Consider the following 17960-nt stretch of genomic DNA (forward strand, 5'->3'; position numbering starts at 1 on the left):
CCCGGGTGCGCGACGCTGAAAACGGGCTGGTCCCTGCCTGAGGCCAGCCAGGGCGCAGACCAAAGGCTGCCGGCCAGCGGCCGGCACTACCGTGCCCGTCTCCTGGAGGGGCCAAGCCCCTCCATCAACACAGTTGCTACACGGACGTACTTGCGGCGGCCCCGCACTCCGACACCGTCCCGCCAACCCACGTATAGCCCGCTTTTGACGTTGACGTTGATTCTGCGGGTGCAGGGCTGCAAGCCCTGCCGAACCCCTAGAACGGAGCCGCAGACTCGAACGCGAGCGCCTCGCCCGTCAGCGGATGCGTGAACCGCAGGCTGCTTGCATGCAGATGCACGCGGTGCGCCGGTGCCGCGTCATACAGCACGTCGCCAACAATCGGATGGCCAATACTGGCCATGTGCAACCGCAGCTGATGGCTGCGGCCGGTGATCGGTTCCAACGCCACGCGCGTACGCTGCGCTTCAACATCGCGGGCCAGCACGCGCCAACGCGTCAGCGCCGGCTTGCCGCGCTCATGGTCGACCATCTGCTTCGGCCGGTTCGGCCAGTCAACGATCAACGGCAGGTCCACTTCGCCGGCATCGCTTTCGATCACACCCTGCACGACGGCTTCATACCGCTTGCCAACCTGGCGCTGCTCGAACTGCATCGACAACACCGCCTGCATGTCCTTGCCACGCGCATGCAGCAGCAGCCCGGAAGTCACCTGGTCCAGGCGGTGCACGGTCAACGCATCCGAGTACAGCGCCTGCAGGCGCGCGACGACGCAGTCCTGGTTCTCGGCGCTGCGGCCGGGCACGGACAGCAGGCCGGCGGGCTTTTCAGCCACCAGCAGCGCGTCGTCGATGTAGTGCAGATGGATCATCCGGCTCTGTATCCGTCCAAACAAAAACGGGGAAGCCGGAGCTTCCCCGTTTTCTGCGTACCGACCAGCGGTCGGTACCTACCTCGATGGGAAAGTACCGGCCCACGGTCGGTACCTGCCTTGATGGAAGACGTACCGTCCGGAGCCGGTACCGCCTGCATCAGCCCAGCAGGTGGGCGACGCCGGCGCGCTCTTCTTCCAGCTCGGCCAGGGTCTTGTCGATGTACTTCTGGCTGAAGTCGTCGATCGGCAGATCCTTGACCAGGGTGTACTTGCCGTTCTCGGTGGTCACCGCGAAACCGAAGATCACGCCTTCCGGAATGCCGTAGGAACCGTCGGACGGCACGCCCATCGTGACCCACTTGCCGTTGCTGCCCAGCACCCAGTCACGCACGTGGTCGATGGCGGCATTGGCGGCCGAAGCTGCCGAGGACGAGCCGCGGGCTTCGATGATCGCCGCGCCGCGCTTGCCGACGGTCGGGATGAAGGTGTTGGCGTTCCACTCCTGGTCGTTGATCGCATCGGCGATCGACGCACCGTCGGCGGTGGCGAAACGGTAGTCCGGGTACATGGTCGGGCTGTGGTTGCCCCACACCACCAGCTTCTCCATGCCACCGACCGGCTTGCCGAGCTTGGCCGACAGCTGGCTCAGCGCGCGGTTGTGGTCCAGGCGCAGCATGGCGGTGAAGTTCTCCGGCTTCAGGTCCGGGGCCGACTTCATCGCGATGTAGGCATTGGTGTTGGCCGGGTTGCCGACCACCAGCACCTTCACGTCACGGCTGGCGACCTTGTTCAGCGCGGCGCCCTGGGCGGTGAAGATCTTGGCGTTCTCCAGCAGCAGGTCCTTGCGCTCCATGCCCGGGCCACGCGGACGTGCGCCGACCAGCAGGGCAATGTCGGCGTCCTTGAACGCGACTTCGGCGTCATCGGTGCCGACCATGCCGGCCAGCAGCGGGAACGCGCAGTCTTCCAGCTCCATCATCACGCCCTTCAGGGCGGCCTGGGCCTTGTCGACCGGCAGTTCCAGCAGCTGCAGGATGACCGGCTGGTCCTTGCCCAGCATTTCGCCGGAGGCGATGCGGAACAGCAGGGCATAACCGATCTGGCCGGCGGCGCCGGTCACGGCAACACGAACGGGTGCTTTCATGGGGGTTTCCTCTTGCTTGCAAGCGTTTGATGGGACGCCGCGGGCGGAGCCACGCAGGCCTGGCGGGCGGCGGGGAACAGGGAAACGGCCACCCGTGGGTGGCCGTTTCGAAGGGGGTCAGGCGGCGAGGTGCTTGTTCCACTCCGCGACGCGGTCGGCCTGGGCGGCCAGCACGGCGTCGACGTCGCCTTCCAGGGTGATCGAATGGATCACGTCGCCCTGCTTGACCGAATCGACGATGGCCTGGCCTTCCAGGACCTTGCCGAAGACGGTGTGGCGGCCGTCCAGCCAATCGGTCTTGATGTGGGTGATGAAGAACTGGCTGCCGTTGGTGTTCGGGCCGGCGTTGGCCATCGACAGCGAGCCGACCTCGTGCTTCACGCCATTCTTCTCGTCTTCGAACTTGTAGCCCGGGCCGCCGGTGCCACGGCCCTGCGGGCAGCCGCCCTGGATCATGAAGTCGGCGATCACGCGATGGAAGATCAGCCCGTCATAGAAGCCGTGCTTGACCAGGTTCACGAAGTTGGCCACGGTCAGCGGCGCCTTGTCGGCGAACAGCTCGACCTTGATCGGGCCCTGGGTGGTGTCGAAAGTGGCGATGAGGGACATGAAGATCCTTGGTGCAAAGGGGAATGCGTCTAGCCACCTAGTTTACACCTGCCTCGTGGCGGCGGTGCCTTCGACCATCGGCGGAGCCCCCGCCTTCAGCCAGGGCAAGGTGAGCCGAGGGGCCCGGTCCTGGCGACCTCGGCCGCAGCGGCGGACAGCCAGCTGAATGGGCCGCTTCGCCGGCGTGAAATCCACCTTTTCGCGAATCGTCAAGTTCGACGTATAATGTTGGACTTCTTTTTCCAAATCCGGCGCCGACTGGCCCCCTTTCGTATGTCCATCGAAAATCTTCGCAACATCGCCATCGTCGCCCACGTCGACCATGGCAAGACCACCCTGGTCGACCAGCTGCTGAAGCAGTCCGGCACCCTGTCCGAGCGCACCGTCCTCGCCGAGCGCGTGATGGACAGCAACGACCAGGAAAAGGAACGCGGCATCACCATCCTGGCCAAGAACACCGCCATCACCTGGGAAGACAAGAAGACCGGCATCAAGAACCGGATCAACATCGTCGACACCCCCGGCCACGCCGACTTCGGCGGTGAGGTCGAGCGCGTGCTGTCGATGGTCGACACCGTGCTGATCCTGGTCGATGCGATGGACGGCCCGATGCCGCAGACCCGCTTCGTGACCCAGAAGGCCTTCGCGATGGGCTTCAAGCCGATCGTCGTGGTCAACAAGGTCGACCGTCCGGGCGCCCGTCCGGAGTGGGTGATCGACCAGGTCTTCGACCTGTTCGACAAGCTCGGTGCCACCAACGAGCAGCTGGACTTCCCGATCGTCTACGCCTCGGGCCTGAATGGCTACGCGGGCCTGGAAGACACCGTGCGCGACGGCGACATGACCCCGCTGTACGAAGCGATCATGCAGCACGCGCCGAAGCCGGAAGTGGACCCGGAAGGCCCGTTCCAGATGCGCATCAGCCAGCTGGACTACAACAACTTCGTGGGCGTGATCGGCATCGGCCGCATCCAGCGCGGCACCCTGAAGAAGAACATGCAGGTCGCGGTCATCGACCGTGAAGGCAAGAAGCGCAACGGCAAGGTGCTGCAGGTGCTGGGCTTCATGGGCCTGGAGCGCATCGAGCAGGATTCGGCCGAGGCCGGCGACATCGTGGCCATCTCCGGCATCCAGGAGCTGACCATCTCCGACACCATCTGCGCACCGGACTTCCCGGAAGCCCTGCCTGCGCTGACCGTCGACGAGCCGACCATCTCGATGACCTTCCAGGTGAACAATTCGCCGTTCGCCGGCAACAAGGACCTGTCTGGTGGCAAGTTCCTGACCAGCCGCCAGATCAAGGACCGCCTGGACCGTGAAAAGGTCCACAACGTGGCCCTGAAGGTCGAGCAGCTGGAAGACGCCGACAAGTTCCTGGTCTCCGGCCGTGGCGAACTGCACCTGTCGGTGCTGATCGAGAACATGCGCCGCGAAGGCTACGAGCTGGCCGTGTCGCGCCCGGAAGTGATCATCAAGGAAATCGACGGCCAGCTGATGGAGCCGATCGAGCAGCTGGTGGTGGACATCGAAGAAATCCACCAGGGCGGCGTGATGGAAAAGCTGGGCACCCGCAAGGGCCAGTTGAAGAACATGGAATCGGACGGCAAGGGGCGCGTGCGCCTGGAGTACCAGATCCCGGCCCGTGGCCTGATCGGCTTCCAGAACGAGTTCAAGACCCTGACCCAGGGTTCGGGCCTGCTGTTCCATGTGTTCGACCACTACGGCCCGAAGGAACAGGGCGCCATCGCAAAGCGCATCAACGGCGTGATGATCGCCAATGCGCCGGGCGTCACCCCGGCCTACTCGCTGGGCCCGCTGCAGGAACGCGGCAAGCTCTTCGCTGCCGAAGGCGACAACGTGTATGAAGGTCAGCTGGTCGGCATCCACTCCAAGGACAACGACCTGACCGTCAACGCGATCAAGACCAAGCCGCTGACCAACATGCGCGCTTCGGGCAAGGACGATGCGATCCAGCTGACCCCGGCGATCAAGTACTCGCTGGAACAGGCCCTGGACTTCATCGAAGACGACGAGCTGGTCGAGATCACCCCGAAGGAGATCCGCCTGCGCAAGAAGTTCCTGACCGAGAGCGACCGCAAGAAGGCTTCGCGCGGCGGCTGAGCCTGCACCCCGTGAACCAGAGCGGCTACAACCCGGATCCACACCGGCATCCGGGCCTGCACGTCATCGCCCTGCTCGAAGCGAGCAAGGCGTTGCTGGCGCTGTTGGCCGCCACCGGGCTGGAAGTGCTCGGACCGCAGCCGCTTCGGCACGGCATCATGGTCCTGATCCGGCGTTTCAGCCTGGATCCGGACCATGGCACCCTGCCCTCGCTGCTGCATATGATCAGCCCCGACGCGGTCCACCTGGCCGCGGCGGGGATGATCGGCTACGGCCTGCTGCACCTGGTCGAAGCCTGGGGCCTGTGGCGGGCCAAGGCCTGGGCTTCCTGGCTGGGCTGCCTGACGGCCTCGCTGTACCTGCCCTTCGACATCTTCGCGATCATCCGCCACCCCGGCTGGCCGTCGTGGACGATCCTGGCGATCAACCTGATCGTGGTCTACGTCCTCGCCCGCGATCTGCGCAAGCGCCACCGCTGAGCACCGGCTACACTGGGGATTGGAGCCGACCAAGCCGCCCCATGCGCCCGTCCTTGCCGCCTCTGCTGACCTGCCTGCTTGCCGCGCTGCCTGCGCTGCTTTCGGCTGGCTGCAGCCCGGCCACGCCCAGCGCGCATGCGGCCGAACCCGCGAGCCGCAACGTGCCGTTCCCGTACGCCGAAACCGATGTTACCGACCTGCAGGCGCGGATGACCGCCGGTGAACTGGACAGCACCACCCTGACCCAGGCCTACCTGCAGCGCATCGCCGCCCTGGACCGTGCCGGGCCCCGCCTGCGCGCGGTGATCGAGCTCAACCCCGATGCCCTGAAGGAAGCCGCCGCGCGCGACCGCGAGCGCCGTAGCGGCCACCTGCGCGGCCCGCTGCACGGCATCCCGCTGCTGTTGAAGGACAACATCAACGCTGCGCCGATGGCCACCAGTGCCGGCTCTCTGGCCCTGCAGGGCTTCCGACCGGACGACGCCTATCTGGTACGCCGGCTGCGCGACGCCGGCGCCGTCGTGCTGGGCAAGACCAACCTCAGCGAATGGGCCAATTTCCGCGGCAATGATTCGGTCTCCGGCTGGAGCGCGCGCGGCGGCCAGACCCGCAATCCCTATCGGCTCAGCCACTCGCCTTGCGGCTCCAGCAGCGGCAGCGCGGTAGCCGTGGCCGCCAACCTCGCCAGCGTAGCAATCGGTACCGAAACCGACGGCAGCATCGTCTGCCCGGCGGCGATCAATGGCATCGTCGGCCTCAAGCCGACCGTCGGCCTGGTCAGCCGCGACGGCATCATCCCGATTTCCTTCAGTCAGGACACTGCGGGGCCGATGACACGCAGCGTCGCCGACGCTGCAGCCGTACTGACCGCAATTGCCGGCCGCGATGATGCCGACCCGGCCACCGCCACCATGCCCGGCCGTGCGGTGTACGACTACACCGCGCGGCTGGATCCGCAGGGACTGCGTGGCAAGCGCATCGGCCTGCTGCAGACGCCGCTGCTGAAATACCGCGGCATGCCGCCACTGATCGAACACGCCGCCACCGAGCTGCGCCGGGCCGGTGCCGTCGTGGTGCCGGTGGAGCTGCCCAACCAGGGCGCCTGGGCCGACGCCGAACGCAAGGTACTGCTGTACGAGTTCAAGGCCGGGCTGGAGCGTTACTTCAGCGCCCACCGCGCTCCCCTGCACAGCCTGGCCGAATTGATCGCCTTCAACCAGGCGCACAGCAAGCAGGAACTGGGCCTGTTCGGCCAGGAACTGCTGGTGGAAGCCGACGCTACCGCTGGCCTCGCCGACCCCGCCTATATCCGCGCGCGCAGCGATGCGCGCCGGTTGGCGGGCCCGGAAGGCATCGATGCCGCCCTCGCCGCCCACCAGCTCGACGCCCTGGTCGCGCCGACCACCGGCACAGCGTGGCCGATCCGCAGCGAAGGGGACGACTTCCCCGGCGAGAGCTACAGTGCCGCCGCCGTCGCCGGCTATCCCAGCCTCAGCGTGCCGATGGGCCAGATCGATGGCCTGCCGGTCGGCCTGCTGTTCATGGGCACCGCCTGGAGCGAACCGAAGCTGATCGAAATGGCGTACGCCTACGAACAGCGCACCCGCGCGCGGCGACCACCGCACTTCGGCACCGACACGCTGATCGACGCCGGCGAGCCTTGATCCGGTAGTGCCGGCCGCTGGCCGGCAGATCCGGGATCGCCGGCCAGCGCCCGGCGCTACCGTTCGGGTTCCGGCTCCATCGGCACGATTGCCGCCTCACCGTCTTCAGCCCCCGGCGAACGCACATCTGCAGTACGTGCACGTGGACCACGCGGCATGTCCAGCTCATCAGCATGCTGCAGCCGCGCACGCAGCTGCGGCAGCGACTGCGGATGCTCACGTGCCAGGAAATCAAGCATGCGTTCGCGCACCAGGCAGCGCAGATCGAAGGCATCACCCGAGCTGCGCGCACTGACCAGCAGGCGCACCTGGATCGCACGCTCGCTGGTTTCGGTCACCTGGGTCACGCAGACCCGGCCATCCCACAATGCCTCGCCCTGGCAGATGCGCTCCAGCTCGGCGCGGATCGCCGCGATCGGGGCACGATAGTCCAGCCACAGAAACGCCGTGCCGAGCAGATCGGCGCTGCGCCGGGTCCAGTTCTGGAAGGGGTTCTCGATGAACCAGGTCAGCGGCACCACCATCCTCCGCTCGTCCCAGATGCGTACCACCACGTAGCTGCTGCCGATCTCCTCGATGCGTCCCCACTCGCCTTCGACGATCACCACATCGTCCAGCCGGATCGGCTGGGTCACTGCGATCTGCAGGCCAGCGATCAGGTTGCCGAACACCGGCTTTGCGGCGATACCGGCCACCAGGCCGATCAGGCCCGCCGAGGCCAGCAGCGCGGTGCCGATCTTCTGCACCATGGGGAAGGTCAGCAGCACCAGCGAAGCGCCCAGCACGATGATGCCGCCCATCAGCACGCGGCTGAGCACCCGCGTCTGGGTCTGGATGCGGCGCGCTTCCAGATTGTCGGAGACGTCGATGGGATGGCTGCGCAGGATGGCCCGCTCACCCGCTGCCACTGCGCGTACCAGCAACCAGATGAAGCAGGCGGTCAGTGCGATATGCAGCACCCGTTGCAGGTTGCCCAGAAGGGGATCCTGCAGCGGCGTGGCCTGCAACGCAGGGATCAACAGCAGCAGCGGCCATGCGGTGGCCATTGGCAGCCCGAGCACACGGCCGATGCGCGCGCGCCGCCGATCACGCCCTTTCAGCCGGTGGTAGATCCACAGGATCAGCCACGCGCCGATGCCGCCCACCACCACGGCCAATCCCAACGGCCATGCGTAGGCCTGTGCGCTCTGCCAGTGCACCGTTGTCACCTCCAGTCGAACCGCCAGGTGGACAGCCTCGCGCATGGCGCATGAGCGTCACGTCAGCCGTTCGTAAGCAGGGTGTTGGTCGGCAGGGCTTGCAGCCCTGCACCTGCGGTAGTGCCGGCCGCTGGCCGGCAACCTCAACAGCAACAGCCGAAGCAGAAGCGGGTTTCCTGTGGGATGGCGGGGCGGGTCCGGTTGCGGGAGACGCCGTAAACCCATCCATGGGGGCTTGGCCGCGGCATCCATGCCGCGGACACTCCCGCAACCGGACCCACTCCGCCTTCGACAGATTCCCGCGATCTGCAGTAGATCCACGCCATGCGTGGATGAATCTCCATCGGAATCGAATATTTCGAATTGGAATCCCAAAGCATCCACGCATGGCGTGGATCTACCGTGTCGACCAAGGTCGACACCTACCAACAGCCGCGGGAATCTGTCAAAGGTGGGGCGGTGTCGGAGTGCGGGGTGTCAGCCGCATGGATGCGGCTGCCAAGCTTACAGGGACGTACTTGCAGCGTCCCCGCACTCCGACACCGCCCCGCCATCCACGGAATGAGTGCTGTTGCCGTTGCTTCGGCCGTTGCCGTTGCCGTTGCGTCCGCAGGTGCAGGGCTGCAAGCCCTGCCGCAACACCCTTACCGCACCTGCTCCTGCTTGCGCACGATCGCCATCGCGATCTCCAGCGACTGCTCGTAGTTCAACCGCGGGTCCACGGTCGAACGGTATGCACGCTCCAGGTCGCGCTCGGTCAGTTCGCGCGCGCCGCCGATGCACTCGGTCACGTCCTCGCCGGTCAGTTCCAGATGCACACCGCCCAGGCGCGTACCGGCGGCCGAATGCAGATCGAACGACATCTCCACCTCGCCACGCACGTTGTCGAAGCGGCGTGTCTTGAAACCGTTGGCGGTGCTTTCGGTATTGCCATGCATCGCATCGCACACCCACAGCACGCGGCGACCATCACGCTTGACCGCGTCCAGCAGCGGCGGCAGTTTCTCGGCGATCTGCGTTGCGCCCATCCGATGGATGAAGCTCAGGCGGCCCGGCTCGTCATGTGGGTTGAGCACATCGATCAGGCGCAGCAGCTGGTCCGGCGTCACCGACGGGCCCACCTTGATCGCAATCGGATTGCGCACGCCACGCAGGTACTCCACGTGCGCGCCATCGAGCGCGGCCGTGCGCATGCCGATCCACGGGTAATGCGTGCTCAGGTTCAACCAGCCCTGCTGGCGCGGCACCTGGCGGGTCAACGCCTGCTCGTAGGGCAGCAGCAGCGCTTCGTGCGAAGTGTAGAAGTCGATGCGGTTGAGGTTGTGCACGCGAGCCCCGGCCAAGGTCTCCATGAAGTGCACCGCATCGCCGATCGAGGCCACCATCTTCTGGTACTCGGCCGCCAGCGGGGAGTGGCTTACCCACTCCAGGTTCCAGTATTCGGGGTGGTGCAGGTCGGCGAAACCGCCGTCGATCAGCGCACGCACGAAGTTCATCGTCATCGCCGAATGCGCGTGGGCCTGCAGCATCCGCTTCGGGTCCGGCAGGCGCGCTGCTTCGGTGAACGCCGGTGCGTTGATCACATCACCGCGGTAGCTGGGCAGGGTCAGGCCGTCACGGGTCTCGGTGTCGGCCGAACGCGGCTTGGCGTACTGGCCGGCAAAGCGCCCAACGCGGATCACCGGCTGGCGCAGGCCGTGCACCAGCACCAGGCTCATCTGCAGCAGTACCTTCAGGCGGTTGGAGATGGTGCCCGATTCGCAGTCGCTGAAGTTCTCGGCGCAGTCGCCGCCCTGCAGCAGGAAGCGCTTGCCTTCCTGGGCCTCGGCCAGCTGCTGCTTCAGTGCCAGGATCTCCCACGAGGTGACCAGCGGCGGCAGCCGTTTCAGCTCATGCAGCGCCGCGTCCAATGCCACCGGGTCCGGGTAGGTCGGCATCTGCAGCGCGGTCTTGCCACGCCAGCTCTCCGGCGACCAGGCAGCGCCAGCGTTGGTCGCGGCGGGATCGGAGGCGGGCGGAACGGCGGACAGGCTCATTGCAGACTTCCGGGGTGGGGGGCGGTCATGGTCGCAGAGCCAGCCGCTGACGCAAAGGCCCACGCCCACCGCCCCGGCCACCTGAACGGCAGGGAAAGGCCAGCGCCAGCAGCCAGATCCAGCATGGTCAGCCGCACGGGACAGGCGCATGATTTGTTACGGAGTAACACTTGCACGTCATGGACCGGCCCCTTCCACGCCCAGCCGCCCCCTCTCTCACCATGAAGCCCTCGCCCCTCGCTACCGGCATTACCTTCGCCCTGGCCTTGGCCAGCCTGCCCGCCTTCGCGGCAGCGGCCGACGACACCTCTTCCTCCGTCAAGGATCTGGACGCGGTCACCGTCCACGCCCAGCTCGACCAGGCCCGCAACGCGCTGTCACCGGACATTGGCAGCAGCCAGTACCAGATCACCGCCGAAGACATCCAGAAGCAGCCGCTGGGCGCCTCCGCGCCGCTCAGCCAGGTGCTGCTGCAGGCCCCGGGCGTGGTCCAGGATTCCTACGGCGGCGTGCACGTGCGCGGCGACCACGCCAATCTGCAGTACCGCATCAACGGCGTGCTGCTGCCCGAATCGATCTCCGGCTTCGGCCAGACCCTGGATGCCCGCACCATCAAGAGCATCCGCCTGATGGACGGGGCGCTGCCGGCGCAGTTCGGCGAGCGCACCGCTGCAGTGGTCGACATCACCACCCGCAGTGGCGCCGAGCTCGGCAATGGCGGCAGCGCCGGGCTGACCGCAGGCTCGTTCGGCAAGATCAATCCGAATGCCTCGTGGTGGGGCAACCAGGGGCGCTGGAGCTGGTTCCTGACTGGCAACTACGACCAGAACGAGGTTGGCCTGGAGAACCCGACCCGCTCGCGCAAGCCGCTGCACGACGACACGCATCAGGGCAAAGCCTTCGCCGACCTGACCTACCTGGTCAACGAGAACACCCGCCTGAGCGTGTTCGCCGGCTTCGCCAACAATCGCTTCCAGATCCCGGTCAATCCCGGGCAGACCCCGCAGTTCGGTTACCTGGACACGACCGCCTTCGACTCCAGCCAGCTGGATGAAACCCAGCGCGAGACCACCCGCTTCGGCATGCTGGTGCTGCAGGGCACGCTGGGCGGCACCGCCTACCAGCTGTCCGCCGGGCAGCGTTACAGCGACGTGGCGTTCAACCCGGATGTCATCGGCGATCTGGTATTCAGTGGCGTCGCCTCGCAGGTCCAGCGCAGCAACCGCGCCAACACCCTGCAGGCCGACTTCTCCACCCCGCTGGGCAGCGACCACACGCTGCGCTATGGCCTGTACGGCAACTACGAGAATGCGCGCGCCAGCAACAACAGCTGGGTGTTCCCGGTCGATGGCGCCGGCCAGCAATCCAGCACCACGCCACTGCTGATTCCAGACCGCAGCGCCTTCCACGCCAGTACGCTGGCGGTGTACGTGCAGGATGAGTGGAAGATCGGCGACGACTGGACCGTCAACTACGGCCTGCGTGGTGATCGCTACAAGGCCTTCGGCCGCACCGAGGGCCAGCTCAGCCCCCGCGTGGGCGCGGTCTGGAATGCCAGCGACAGCACCACCGTGCATGCCGGCTATTCGCGTTACTTCACGCCACCGGCCAGTGAGCTGATCGCCAGCAGCGACATCGCGCTGTACGACGGCACCACCAACCAGCAGCCGGGCGGCGGCAACAACATTCCGCTGGCCGAGCGCAGCGACTACTACGACATCGGCGTGTCGCAGCAGGTCGGCGACCACCTGACCCTGGGCCTGGATGCCTATGACCGACGCGTCGCACGCCTGCAGGACGAAGGCCAGTTCGGTGCCGCCTACATCTACTCGACGTTCAACTACGGTCGCGGCCATATCCATGGCCTGGAGTTCAGTGCCGACTACAGCGACGGTCCGTTCAGCGCCTACTTCAACGCGGCGTACAACAAGGCCATCGGCACCAAGGTCATCACCGGCCAGTACAACCTCGATCCGGACGCGCTGGCCTATGTGGCCAACCATTGGATCCACCTCGACCACGACCAGAAACTGACCTCATCGGGTGGCTTCAGCTACGCCTTTGCCGGACACAACCGGGTCGGCGCCAACTACGTGTTCGGTAGCGGCCTGCGTTCGGACATCGAGGGCGTGCCCAACGGCGGCGAGCTGCCGGCGTACCTGCAGGTGAACCTCAGTGCCGGGCATGACTTCAATGCCGACAGCGGCCATCCGCTGCATGTGCAGCTGGCGGTCATCAATGCATTGGACCGCAGCTACCAACTGCGCGACGGTGGCGGTGTCGGCGTCTTCGCCCCGCAGTGGGGACCCCGCCGAGGTGCTTACCTGAGCCTGCAGCAGGACTTCTGAGGTAGCGCCGGCCGCTGGCCGGCATCCTCACGGTGTGCCGGCCAGCGGCCGGCACTACCTGCGTTCAGCGCTTGATCTTGGGCAGCGACACCACCAGCGCCCACAGCGCCAGCAGCACGAACCACACGCCCGACCACATCGGCATGGTCAGGCCCAGGAACGTCCAGTCGATGTTGCCGCAGTTGCCGGTACCGGTGAGCACCGTGCGGAACACTTCCAGCGGCCCCATGGTCTCGCGCAGGAAGCTCAGCGGCGGGCCGCAGGTCGCCCCCATCTCCGGTGGCAGCATCTGCACGTAGACGTGGCGCGCAGCGATGCCTGCGCCGACCGCGGCCGCAATGAAGGCGAGCACACCGTAGGTTGCCCGGCCGGGACGGTTGGAGGGCCCGTGCAGTGCACCGATCAGGAACAGCAGGCCCAGCGCGGCGAACGCCAGCCGCTGGAAGATGCACAGCGGGCACGGCTCCAGGCCCATTTTCAGCTGCAGGAAGATCGCGTAGCCCAGCAGGCCCGCGCAGATCAGGAAGCCCAGGAAGAACTGGGCGCGGAAGGGCCAGCGCAGTGGATTCATCGTCAACGCTCGAATGGATCAAGGTGCCAAGCGTAACCGAGAGCGCGCGCCATTCGAACCGCCACAGGTGACGCCTGTCGGAACGGTGCGGGTCTGATCCGACGCGCAGAAACGCAAAAGCCCGGCAGAGGCCGGGCTTTCGCTGTGTCGCGTTGGAGCGGTCCGATTACTCGGCCACTTCCTCGGCCACGACCGGACGGTCAACCAGCTCGACGTAGGCCATCGGCGCGTTGTCGCCGGCGCGGAAGCCGCACTTCAGCAGGCGCAGGTAGCCGCCCGGACGGTTCGCGTAGCGCGGGCCCAGGATGGTGAACAGGTTGCCCACGGCTTCGTTGTCGCGCAGGCGGGCGAAGGCCAGACGGCGGTTGGCGACGGAGTCGACCTTGGCCAGGGTGATCAGCGGCTCGGCAACGCGGCGCAGTTCCTTGGCCTTCGGCAGGGTGGTCTTGATCAGCTCGTGCTTGAACAGCGAGGCGGCCATGTTCTTGAACATCGCTTCGCGGTGGGCGCTGGTGCGGCTGAACTTACGGCCAGACTTCTGGTGACGCATGGTGATATTCCTTGGTTAATGATGAGGCTGTGCGGATCGTTGTCGCCATCCTGGCGTTGCTGCGCGGACTGCGGATGGTCCTGGCCGCCCGTCCTGGACGACCTGCCGCGCGAACCTGCGGTTCGTCGTGGCATGTAGTGTTGCGTTGAAGGCCCCACCGCGAACGGTGGAGCCTTCAGGCATTGCCGATATCAGCCCAGCATGCCGTGGCTGGCGACGCCGGCCGGCGGCCAGTTCTCCAGCTTCATGCCGAGCGACAGGCCGCGCTGAGCCAGCACTTCCTTGATCTCGGTGAGCGACTTCTTGCCCAGGTTCGGGGTCTTCAGCAGCTCCACTTCGGTCTTCTGGATCAGATCGCCGATGTAGTAGATGCTTTCAGCCTTCAGGCAGTTGGCCGAACGCACGGTCAGCTCCAGATCGTCGATCGGGCGCAGCAGCACCGGATCCACGCCGTTGTTGGCCGGCTTGGCCGCACCGCGGTCGCGGTGGGTGAAGTCACCGAACACCGACAGCTGGTCGCTGAGGATGTCGGCGGCGGTGCGCACGGCTTCCTCGGCATCGATGGTGCCGTTGGTCTCGATATCGATGACCAGCTTGTCCAGGTCGGTACGCTGTTCGACGCGGGCCGCTTCCACGGCATAGGCGACGCGGCGGACCGGCGAGAACGAGGCATCCAGGACCAGGCGGCCGATGGCACGGGTTTCTTCGTCCGGACGACGACGCGCGGCAGCCGGCTGGTAGCCGAAACCACGTTCGATCTTCAGACGCATGTTGATTGCCGTGTCCTTGGTCAGGTGGCAGATCACATGGTCGCCGTTCAGGATCTCCACATTGTGGTCGACCTTGATGTCGGCAGCGGTGACAACGCCCGGGCCCTGCTTGGACAGGGACAGGGTGGCGCTGTCGCCGGAGTGCATACGGATGGCCACGTCCTTCAGGTTGAGCAGGACTTCGAGCACGTCCTCCTGCAGACCTTCGACCGTGGTGTACTCATGCAACACGCCGTCGATTTCGACTTCCGTGATGGCGAAGCCCGGGATGGACGACAGCAGCACGCGACGCAGGGCGTTGCCCAGCGTATGCCCGTAACCCCGCTCCAAAGGTTCGATAACGACCTTTGCACGGGTGTCGGTAAGGCGTTCGATCTGCGGACCGCGAGGACGCAGAACCTGGTTGGCGGTAACCGTCATGTTGCGGGTTCTCCTAGTGAACCCCCGGCCGTCGCCGGGGGCTCTCCAATGTGAATTACTTCGAATACAGCTCGACGATCAGCGCTTCGTTGATGTCCGCAGGCAGATCCGAACGATCCGGAACGGCCTTGAAGATGCCGGTGAACTTGCCGGAATCCACTTCAACCCACGACGGGCTCAGGTCATGCTGGGCGGCGACGGTCAGGGCTTCCTGGACGCGCAGCTGCTTGGCAGCCTTTTCGGACAGAGCGATGGCGTCGCCAGCCTTGACCTGGTACGAAGCCAGGTTGACCGACTTGCCATTCACGGTGACGCCGCGGTGCGACACCAGCTGACGGGCAGCCGGACGGGTCACGGCGAAGCCCATGCGGTAGACGACGTTGTCCAGGCGGGTTTCCAGCAGCTGCAGCAGGTTCTCGCCGGTGTTGCCCTTCTTGGTCGAGGCCTTCTTGTAGTAGTTGCGGAACTGACGCTCCAGCAGGCCGTAGATACGCTTGACCTTCTGCTTTTCACGCAGCTGGGTGGCGTAGTCGGACAGCTTGCCCTTGCGGGCAGTGGCGCCGTGCTGGCCGGGCTTCTGCTCCAGCTTGCACTTGGAGTCCAGCGCACGCGCCGGGCTCTTCAGGGACAGGTCGGCGCCTTCGCGGCGGGCGAGCTTACAGGTAGGACCGATATAACGAGCCATTTCTTATCGCTCCCTTTAGACGCGACGCTTCTTCGGCGGACGGCACCCGTTGTGCGGGATGGGCGTCACGTCGATGATGTTGGTGATCTTGTAGCCGACGTTGTTCAGCGAACGCACGGCCGACTCACGGCCCGGACCCGGGCCCTTGATGCGGACTTCCAGCGACTTCACGCCGTAGTCCAGCGCAGCACGACCGGCCTTTTCAGCAGCCACCTGGGCAGCGAACGGGGTCGACTTGCGCGAACCGCGGAAGCCAGCGCCACCGGAGGTCGCCCACGACAGAGCGTTGCCCTGGCGGTCGGTGATGGTGACGATGGTGTTGTTGAACGAAGCGTGGACGTGGGCGACGCCGTCGGTGACGACGCGCTTGATCTTCTTCTTGGTCTTAGCAGCGGGCTTAGCCATTTCTCAGTCCCTTACTTCTTGATCGCCTTGCGCGGACCCTTGCGGGTGCGGGCGTTGGTACGGGTGCGCTGGCCACGCAGCGGGAGGCCACGACGGTGACGCAGGCCGCGGTAGCAGCCCAGGTCCATCAGGCGCTTGATCGCGATGCCGATCTCACGGCGCAGATCGCCTTCCACGATGTACTTGCCGACTTCGGCGCGCAGGCGCTCGATTTCCGGCTCCGACAGATCGCGGATCTTGGTGGTCGAAGCAACGCCTGCGACTTCGCAGACCTTCTTCGAACGGGTACGGCCGATGCCGTAAATGCTTTGCAACCCGACCCAGACGTGCTTCTGGGCTGGCAGGTTGACGCCTGCAATACGCGCCATGACGCGGTTCTCCAGCTGAGTGATGGCCGACAGCGCGCCTCGGGCACGCCAATCCGGCAGGATGGATCAAAAAAGTGAACTAGCGATACTAACAAGGTTCCGGTTTACATGGAAGCCCGTGAAACCATTGGTTTCATGAACCCGGCCTGGGGAGTGTGCCCAGGCTCCGGCGCCGGATGGGGTTGGACCTGGGGTTTCCCCCGGGGCCGCCCGCGCTACTCCAGCGCGGGACCACCTCATCACACCCCCACCCGGAACCGCTGCGGGGGCCGCCCTTCGTTTGTGTGGCCGGAGTCCGCGAAGCGGAGGGACCATCACGTCAGGAAGACGAAAGTATAACAGGCCTATCAGCCGCGGGCAAAACCGCCGCGGTTGCCGCCCTTCAGGTTGGCCTTCTTCAGCAGGCTCTCGTACTGGTGGGACATCAGGTGTGCCTGCACCTGGGCGATGAAGTCCATCACCACCACCACCACGATCAGCAGCGACGTGCCACCGAAGTAGAACGAGGCATTCAGTTGCGTGCGCATCAGTTCGGGCAGCAGGCACACGATCACCAGGTAGGCCGAGCCGGCCGCGGTCAGGCGGGTCAGCACGCCGTCGATGTAGTCGGCGGTGGCCTTGCCCGGACGGATGCCCGGAATCAGCGCGCCCGACTTCTTCAGGTTGTCGGCGGTTTCCTGCGAGTTGAACACCAGCGCGGTATAGAAGAACGCGAAACCGGTGATCAGCGCAGCGAACACGATCATGTGCAGCGGTTCGCCCGGGCCCAGGGCATTGGCGACCTTCTGCAGGACCTGGCCAAAGCTGCTCTGGTTGGCGGCCTGGCCGGACCACATGGCCAGGGTGGCCGGGAAGGCCAACAGGCTCGAGGCAAAGATCGCCGGGATGACGCCGGCCATGTTGAGCTTCAGCGGCAGGAACGAGGTCTGGTTCATGTACGCGTTGCGACCGCCCTGGCGGCGCGCGTAATTGACCGTGATCCGGCGCTGGCCGCGCTCCACGAACACCACGAAGAAGGTGAAGGCGAGCACCACGATGGCGATCAGCAGCAGCTGGATGAACTGGATGTTGCCGTCGCGGTAGGCGTCGAAGGTGTGGATGACCGCACCCGGCAGACCGGCGACGATACCAGCGAAGATGATCAGCGACACGCCGTTGCCGATACCGCGTTCGGTGACCTGCTCACCGACCCACATCAGGAACATGGTGCCGGCAGTCAGTGCGACCACCGCGGTGAGCACGAAGCCCATGCCGGGGGCGTACACGACCGGAGCGCCCGACGGCGAAACCTGCCCCTGCAGGGCCAGCGCGATCGAACCGCCCTGCACCACTGCCAGCAGCACGGCGCCGATGCGCGAATACTGGGTGATCTTGCGGCGTCCGGACTCACCTTCCTTCTGCATCGCCTTCAGGGCGGGGAAGATATGCACGGCCAGCTGCATCACGATCGATGCCGAGATGTACGGCATCACGTTCAGCGCAAAGATGCTGAAACGGTGCAGGGCGCCGCCCGAGAACATGTTGAACATGTCCACGATGCCGCCGCCCTGCTGTTGCATCATGGCAAGCATGGCATCGGGATTGACGCCCGGCACCGGCACGTAGCAGCCGATGCGATAGACGATCAAAGCCCCGACGACGAACAGCAAACGTTGGCGAAGTTCAGTGAACTTGCCCATTCCGCCCGCGAGGTTACCGATGCCAGCTTGCGCCATGA

General features: G+C 65.7%; 16 protein-coding genes. 4 read left to right on the plus strand and 12 right to left on the minus strand.

Features of this window, described 5'->3' with window-relative positions; all coding sequences use genetic code 11:
• Window positions 1-256 precede the first annotated feature (256 nt).
• From AC5P66_RS19535 to AC5P66_RS19545, 3 genes are all read right to left on the minus strand, one after another.
• Window positions 257-871: an RluA family pseudouridine synthase gene (locus tag AC5P66_RS19535; protein WP_099494644.1), complete on the minus strand. Its 615-nt coding sequence runs from the start codon at window positions 869-871 to the stop codon at window positions 257-259.
• A 160-nt stretch (window positions 872-1031) separates the two neighbouring features.
• Window positions 1032-2018, minus strand: coding sequence for a malate dehydrogenase (locus AC5P66_RS19540; RefSeq protein WP_005415428.1), 987 nt, complete (start codon window positions 2016-2018; stop codon window positions 1032-1034).
• A gap of 117 nt (window positions 2019-2135) precedes the next feature.
• Window positions 2136-2627, minus strand: a complete 492-nt coding sequence (locus tag AC5P66_RS19545) for a peptidylprolyl isomerase (RefSeq protein ID WP_005408225.1) — start codon at window positions 2625-2627, stop codon at window positions 2136-2138.
• A gap of 273 nt (window positions 2628-2900) precedes the next feature.
• Here AC5P66_RS19545 and typA point away from each other — a divergent pair, with 273 nt between their 5' ends.
• The 3 genes from typA to AC5P66_RS19560 are packed head-to-tail and all read left to right on the plus strand — an operon-like array spanning window position 2901 to window position 6891.
• On the plus strand, window positions 2901-4748 hold the full coding sequence (gene typA / locus AC5P66_RS19550) for a translational GTPase TypA (protein ID WP_005415427.1): 1848 nt from the start codon (window positions 2901-2903) through the stop codon (window positions 4746-4748).
• Between the two features lie 11 nt (window positions 4749-4759).
• The gene (locus AC5P66_RS19555) at window positions 4760-5227 is read left to right on the plus strand and encodes a DUF2127 domain-containing protein (RefSeq protein ID WP_049414692.1); all 468 of its coding nucleotides are present in this window, start codon (window positions 4760-4762) and stop codon (window positions 5225-5227) included.
• A 41-nt stretch (window positions 5228-5268) separates the two neighbouring features.
• Complete coding sequence (locus tag AC5P66_RS19560; RefSeq protein ID WP_049414694.1) at window positions 5269-6891, plus strand: amidase; 1623 nt, start codon at window positions 5269-5271, stop codon at window positions 6889-6891.
• Window positions 6892-6947: 56 nt separating this feature from the next.
• Here AC5P66_RS19560 and AC5P66_RS19565 read toward each other — a convergent pair whose 3' ends face one another.
• Together AC5P66_RS19565 and AC5P66_RS19570 are read right to left on the minus strand one after the other, a co-directional pair.
• A complete protein-coding gene (locus AC5P66_RS19565) occupies window positions 6948-8135 on the minus strand; it encodes a mechanosensitive ion channel family protein (RefSeq protein WP_238378407.1) in 1188 nt (395 codons plus the stop codon).
• A gap of 599 nt (window positions 8136-8734) precedes the next feature.
• Window positions 8735-10126: a class II 3-deoxy-7-phosphoheptulonate synthase gene (locus tag AC5P66_RS19570; RefSeq protein ID WP_049440180.1), complete on the minus strand. Its 1392-nt coding sequence runs from the start codon at window positions 10124-10126 to the stop codon at window positions 8735-8737.
• Between the two features lie 221 nt (window positions 10127-10347).
• Between AC5P66_RS19570 and AC5P66_RS19575 the strand changes: the two genes are divergently transcribed.
• Window positions 10348-12474, plus strand: coding sequence for a TonB-dependent receptor (locus AC5P66_RS19575; protein WP_099494645.1), 2127 nt, complete (start codon window positions 10348-10350; stop codon window positions 12472-12474).
• A 64-nt stretch (window positions 12475-12538) separates the two neighbouring features.
• Here the strand turns inward: AC5P66_RS19575 and AC5P66_RS19580 are convergent, their stop codons facing one another.
• The 7 genes from AC5P66_RS19580 to secY form a co-directional block, all read right to left on the minus strand.
• On the minus strand, window positions 12539-13045 hold the full coding sequence (locus tag AC5P66_RS19580) for a disulfide bond formation protein B (RefSeq protein WP_049416179.1): 507 nt from the start codon (window positions 13043-13045) through the stop codon (window positions 12539-12541).
• 166 nt (window positions 13046-13211) lie between these two features.
• Entirely contained in the window at window positions 13212-13595 is a 384-nt protein-coding gene (gene rplQ / locus AC5P66_RS19585) for a 50S ribosomal protein L17 (RefSeq protein ID WP_005408217.1), read from the minus strand.
• A gap of 191 nt (window positions 13596-13786) precedes the next feature.
• Complete coding sequence (locus tag AC5P66_RS19590) at window positions 13787-14785, minus strand: DNA-directed RNA polymerase subunit alpha (RefSeq protein WP_005408216.1); 999 nt, start codon at window positions 14783-14785, stop codon at window positions 13787-13789.
• Between the two features lie 55 nt (window positions 14786-14840).
• Window positions 14841-15470, minus strand: a complete 630-nt coding sequence (rpsD, locus tag AC5P66_RS19595; protein ID WP_004145446.1) for a 30S ribosomal protein S4 — start codon at window positions 15468-15470, stop codon at window positions 14841-14843.
• Window positions 15471-15485: 15 nt separating this feature from the next.
• A complete protein-coding gene (rpsK, locus tag AC5P66_RS19600; RefSeq protein ID WP_004145443.1) occupies window positions 15486-15875 on the minus strand; it encodes a 30S ribosomal protein S11 in 390 nt (129 codons plus the stop codon).
• An 11-nt stretch (window positions 15876-15886) separates the two neighbouring features.
• The gene (gene rpsM / locus AC5P66_RS19605) at window positions 15887-16243 is read right to left on the minus strand and encodes a 30S ribosomal protein S13 (RefSeq protein WP_004154500.1); all 357 of its coding nucleotides are present in this window, start codon (window positions 16241-16243) and stop codon (window positions 15887-15889) included.
• A 347-nt stretch (window positions 16244-16590) separates the two neighbouring features.
• Window positions 16591-17958, minus strand: a complete 1368-nt coding sequence (gene secY, locus AC5P66_RS19610; protein ID WP_005415420.1) for a preprotein translocase subunit SecY — start codon at window positions 17956-17958, stop codon at window positions 16591-16593.
• Between the last annotated feature and the right edge of the window lie 2 nt (window positions 17959-17960).

The organism is Stenotrophomonas sp. YJH_SMC_122 (assembly GCF_059369535.1).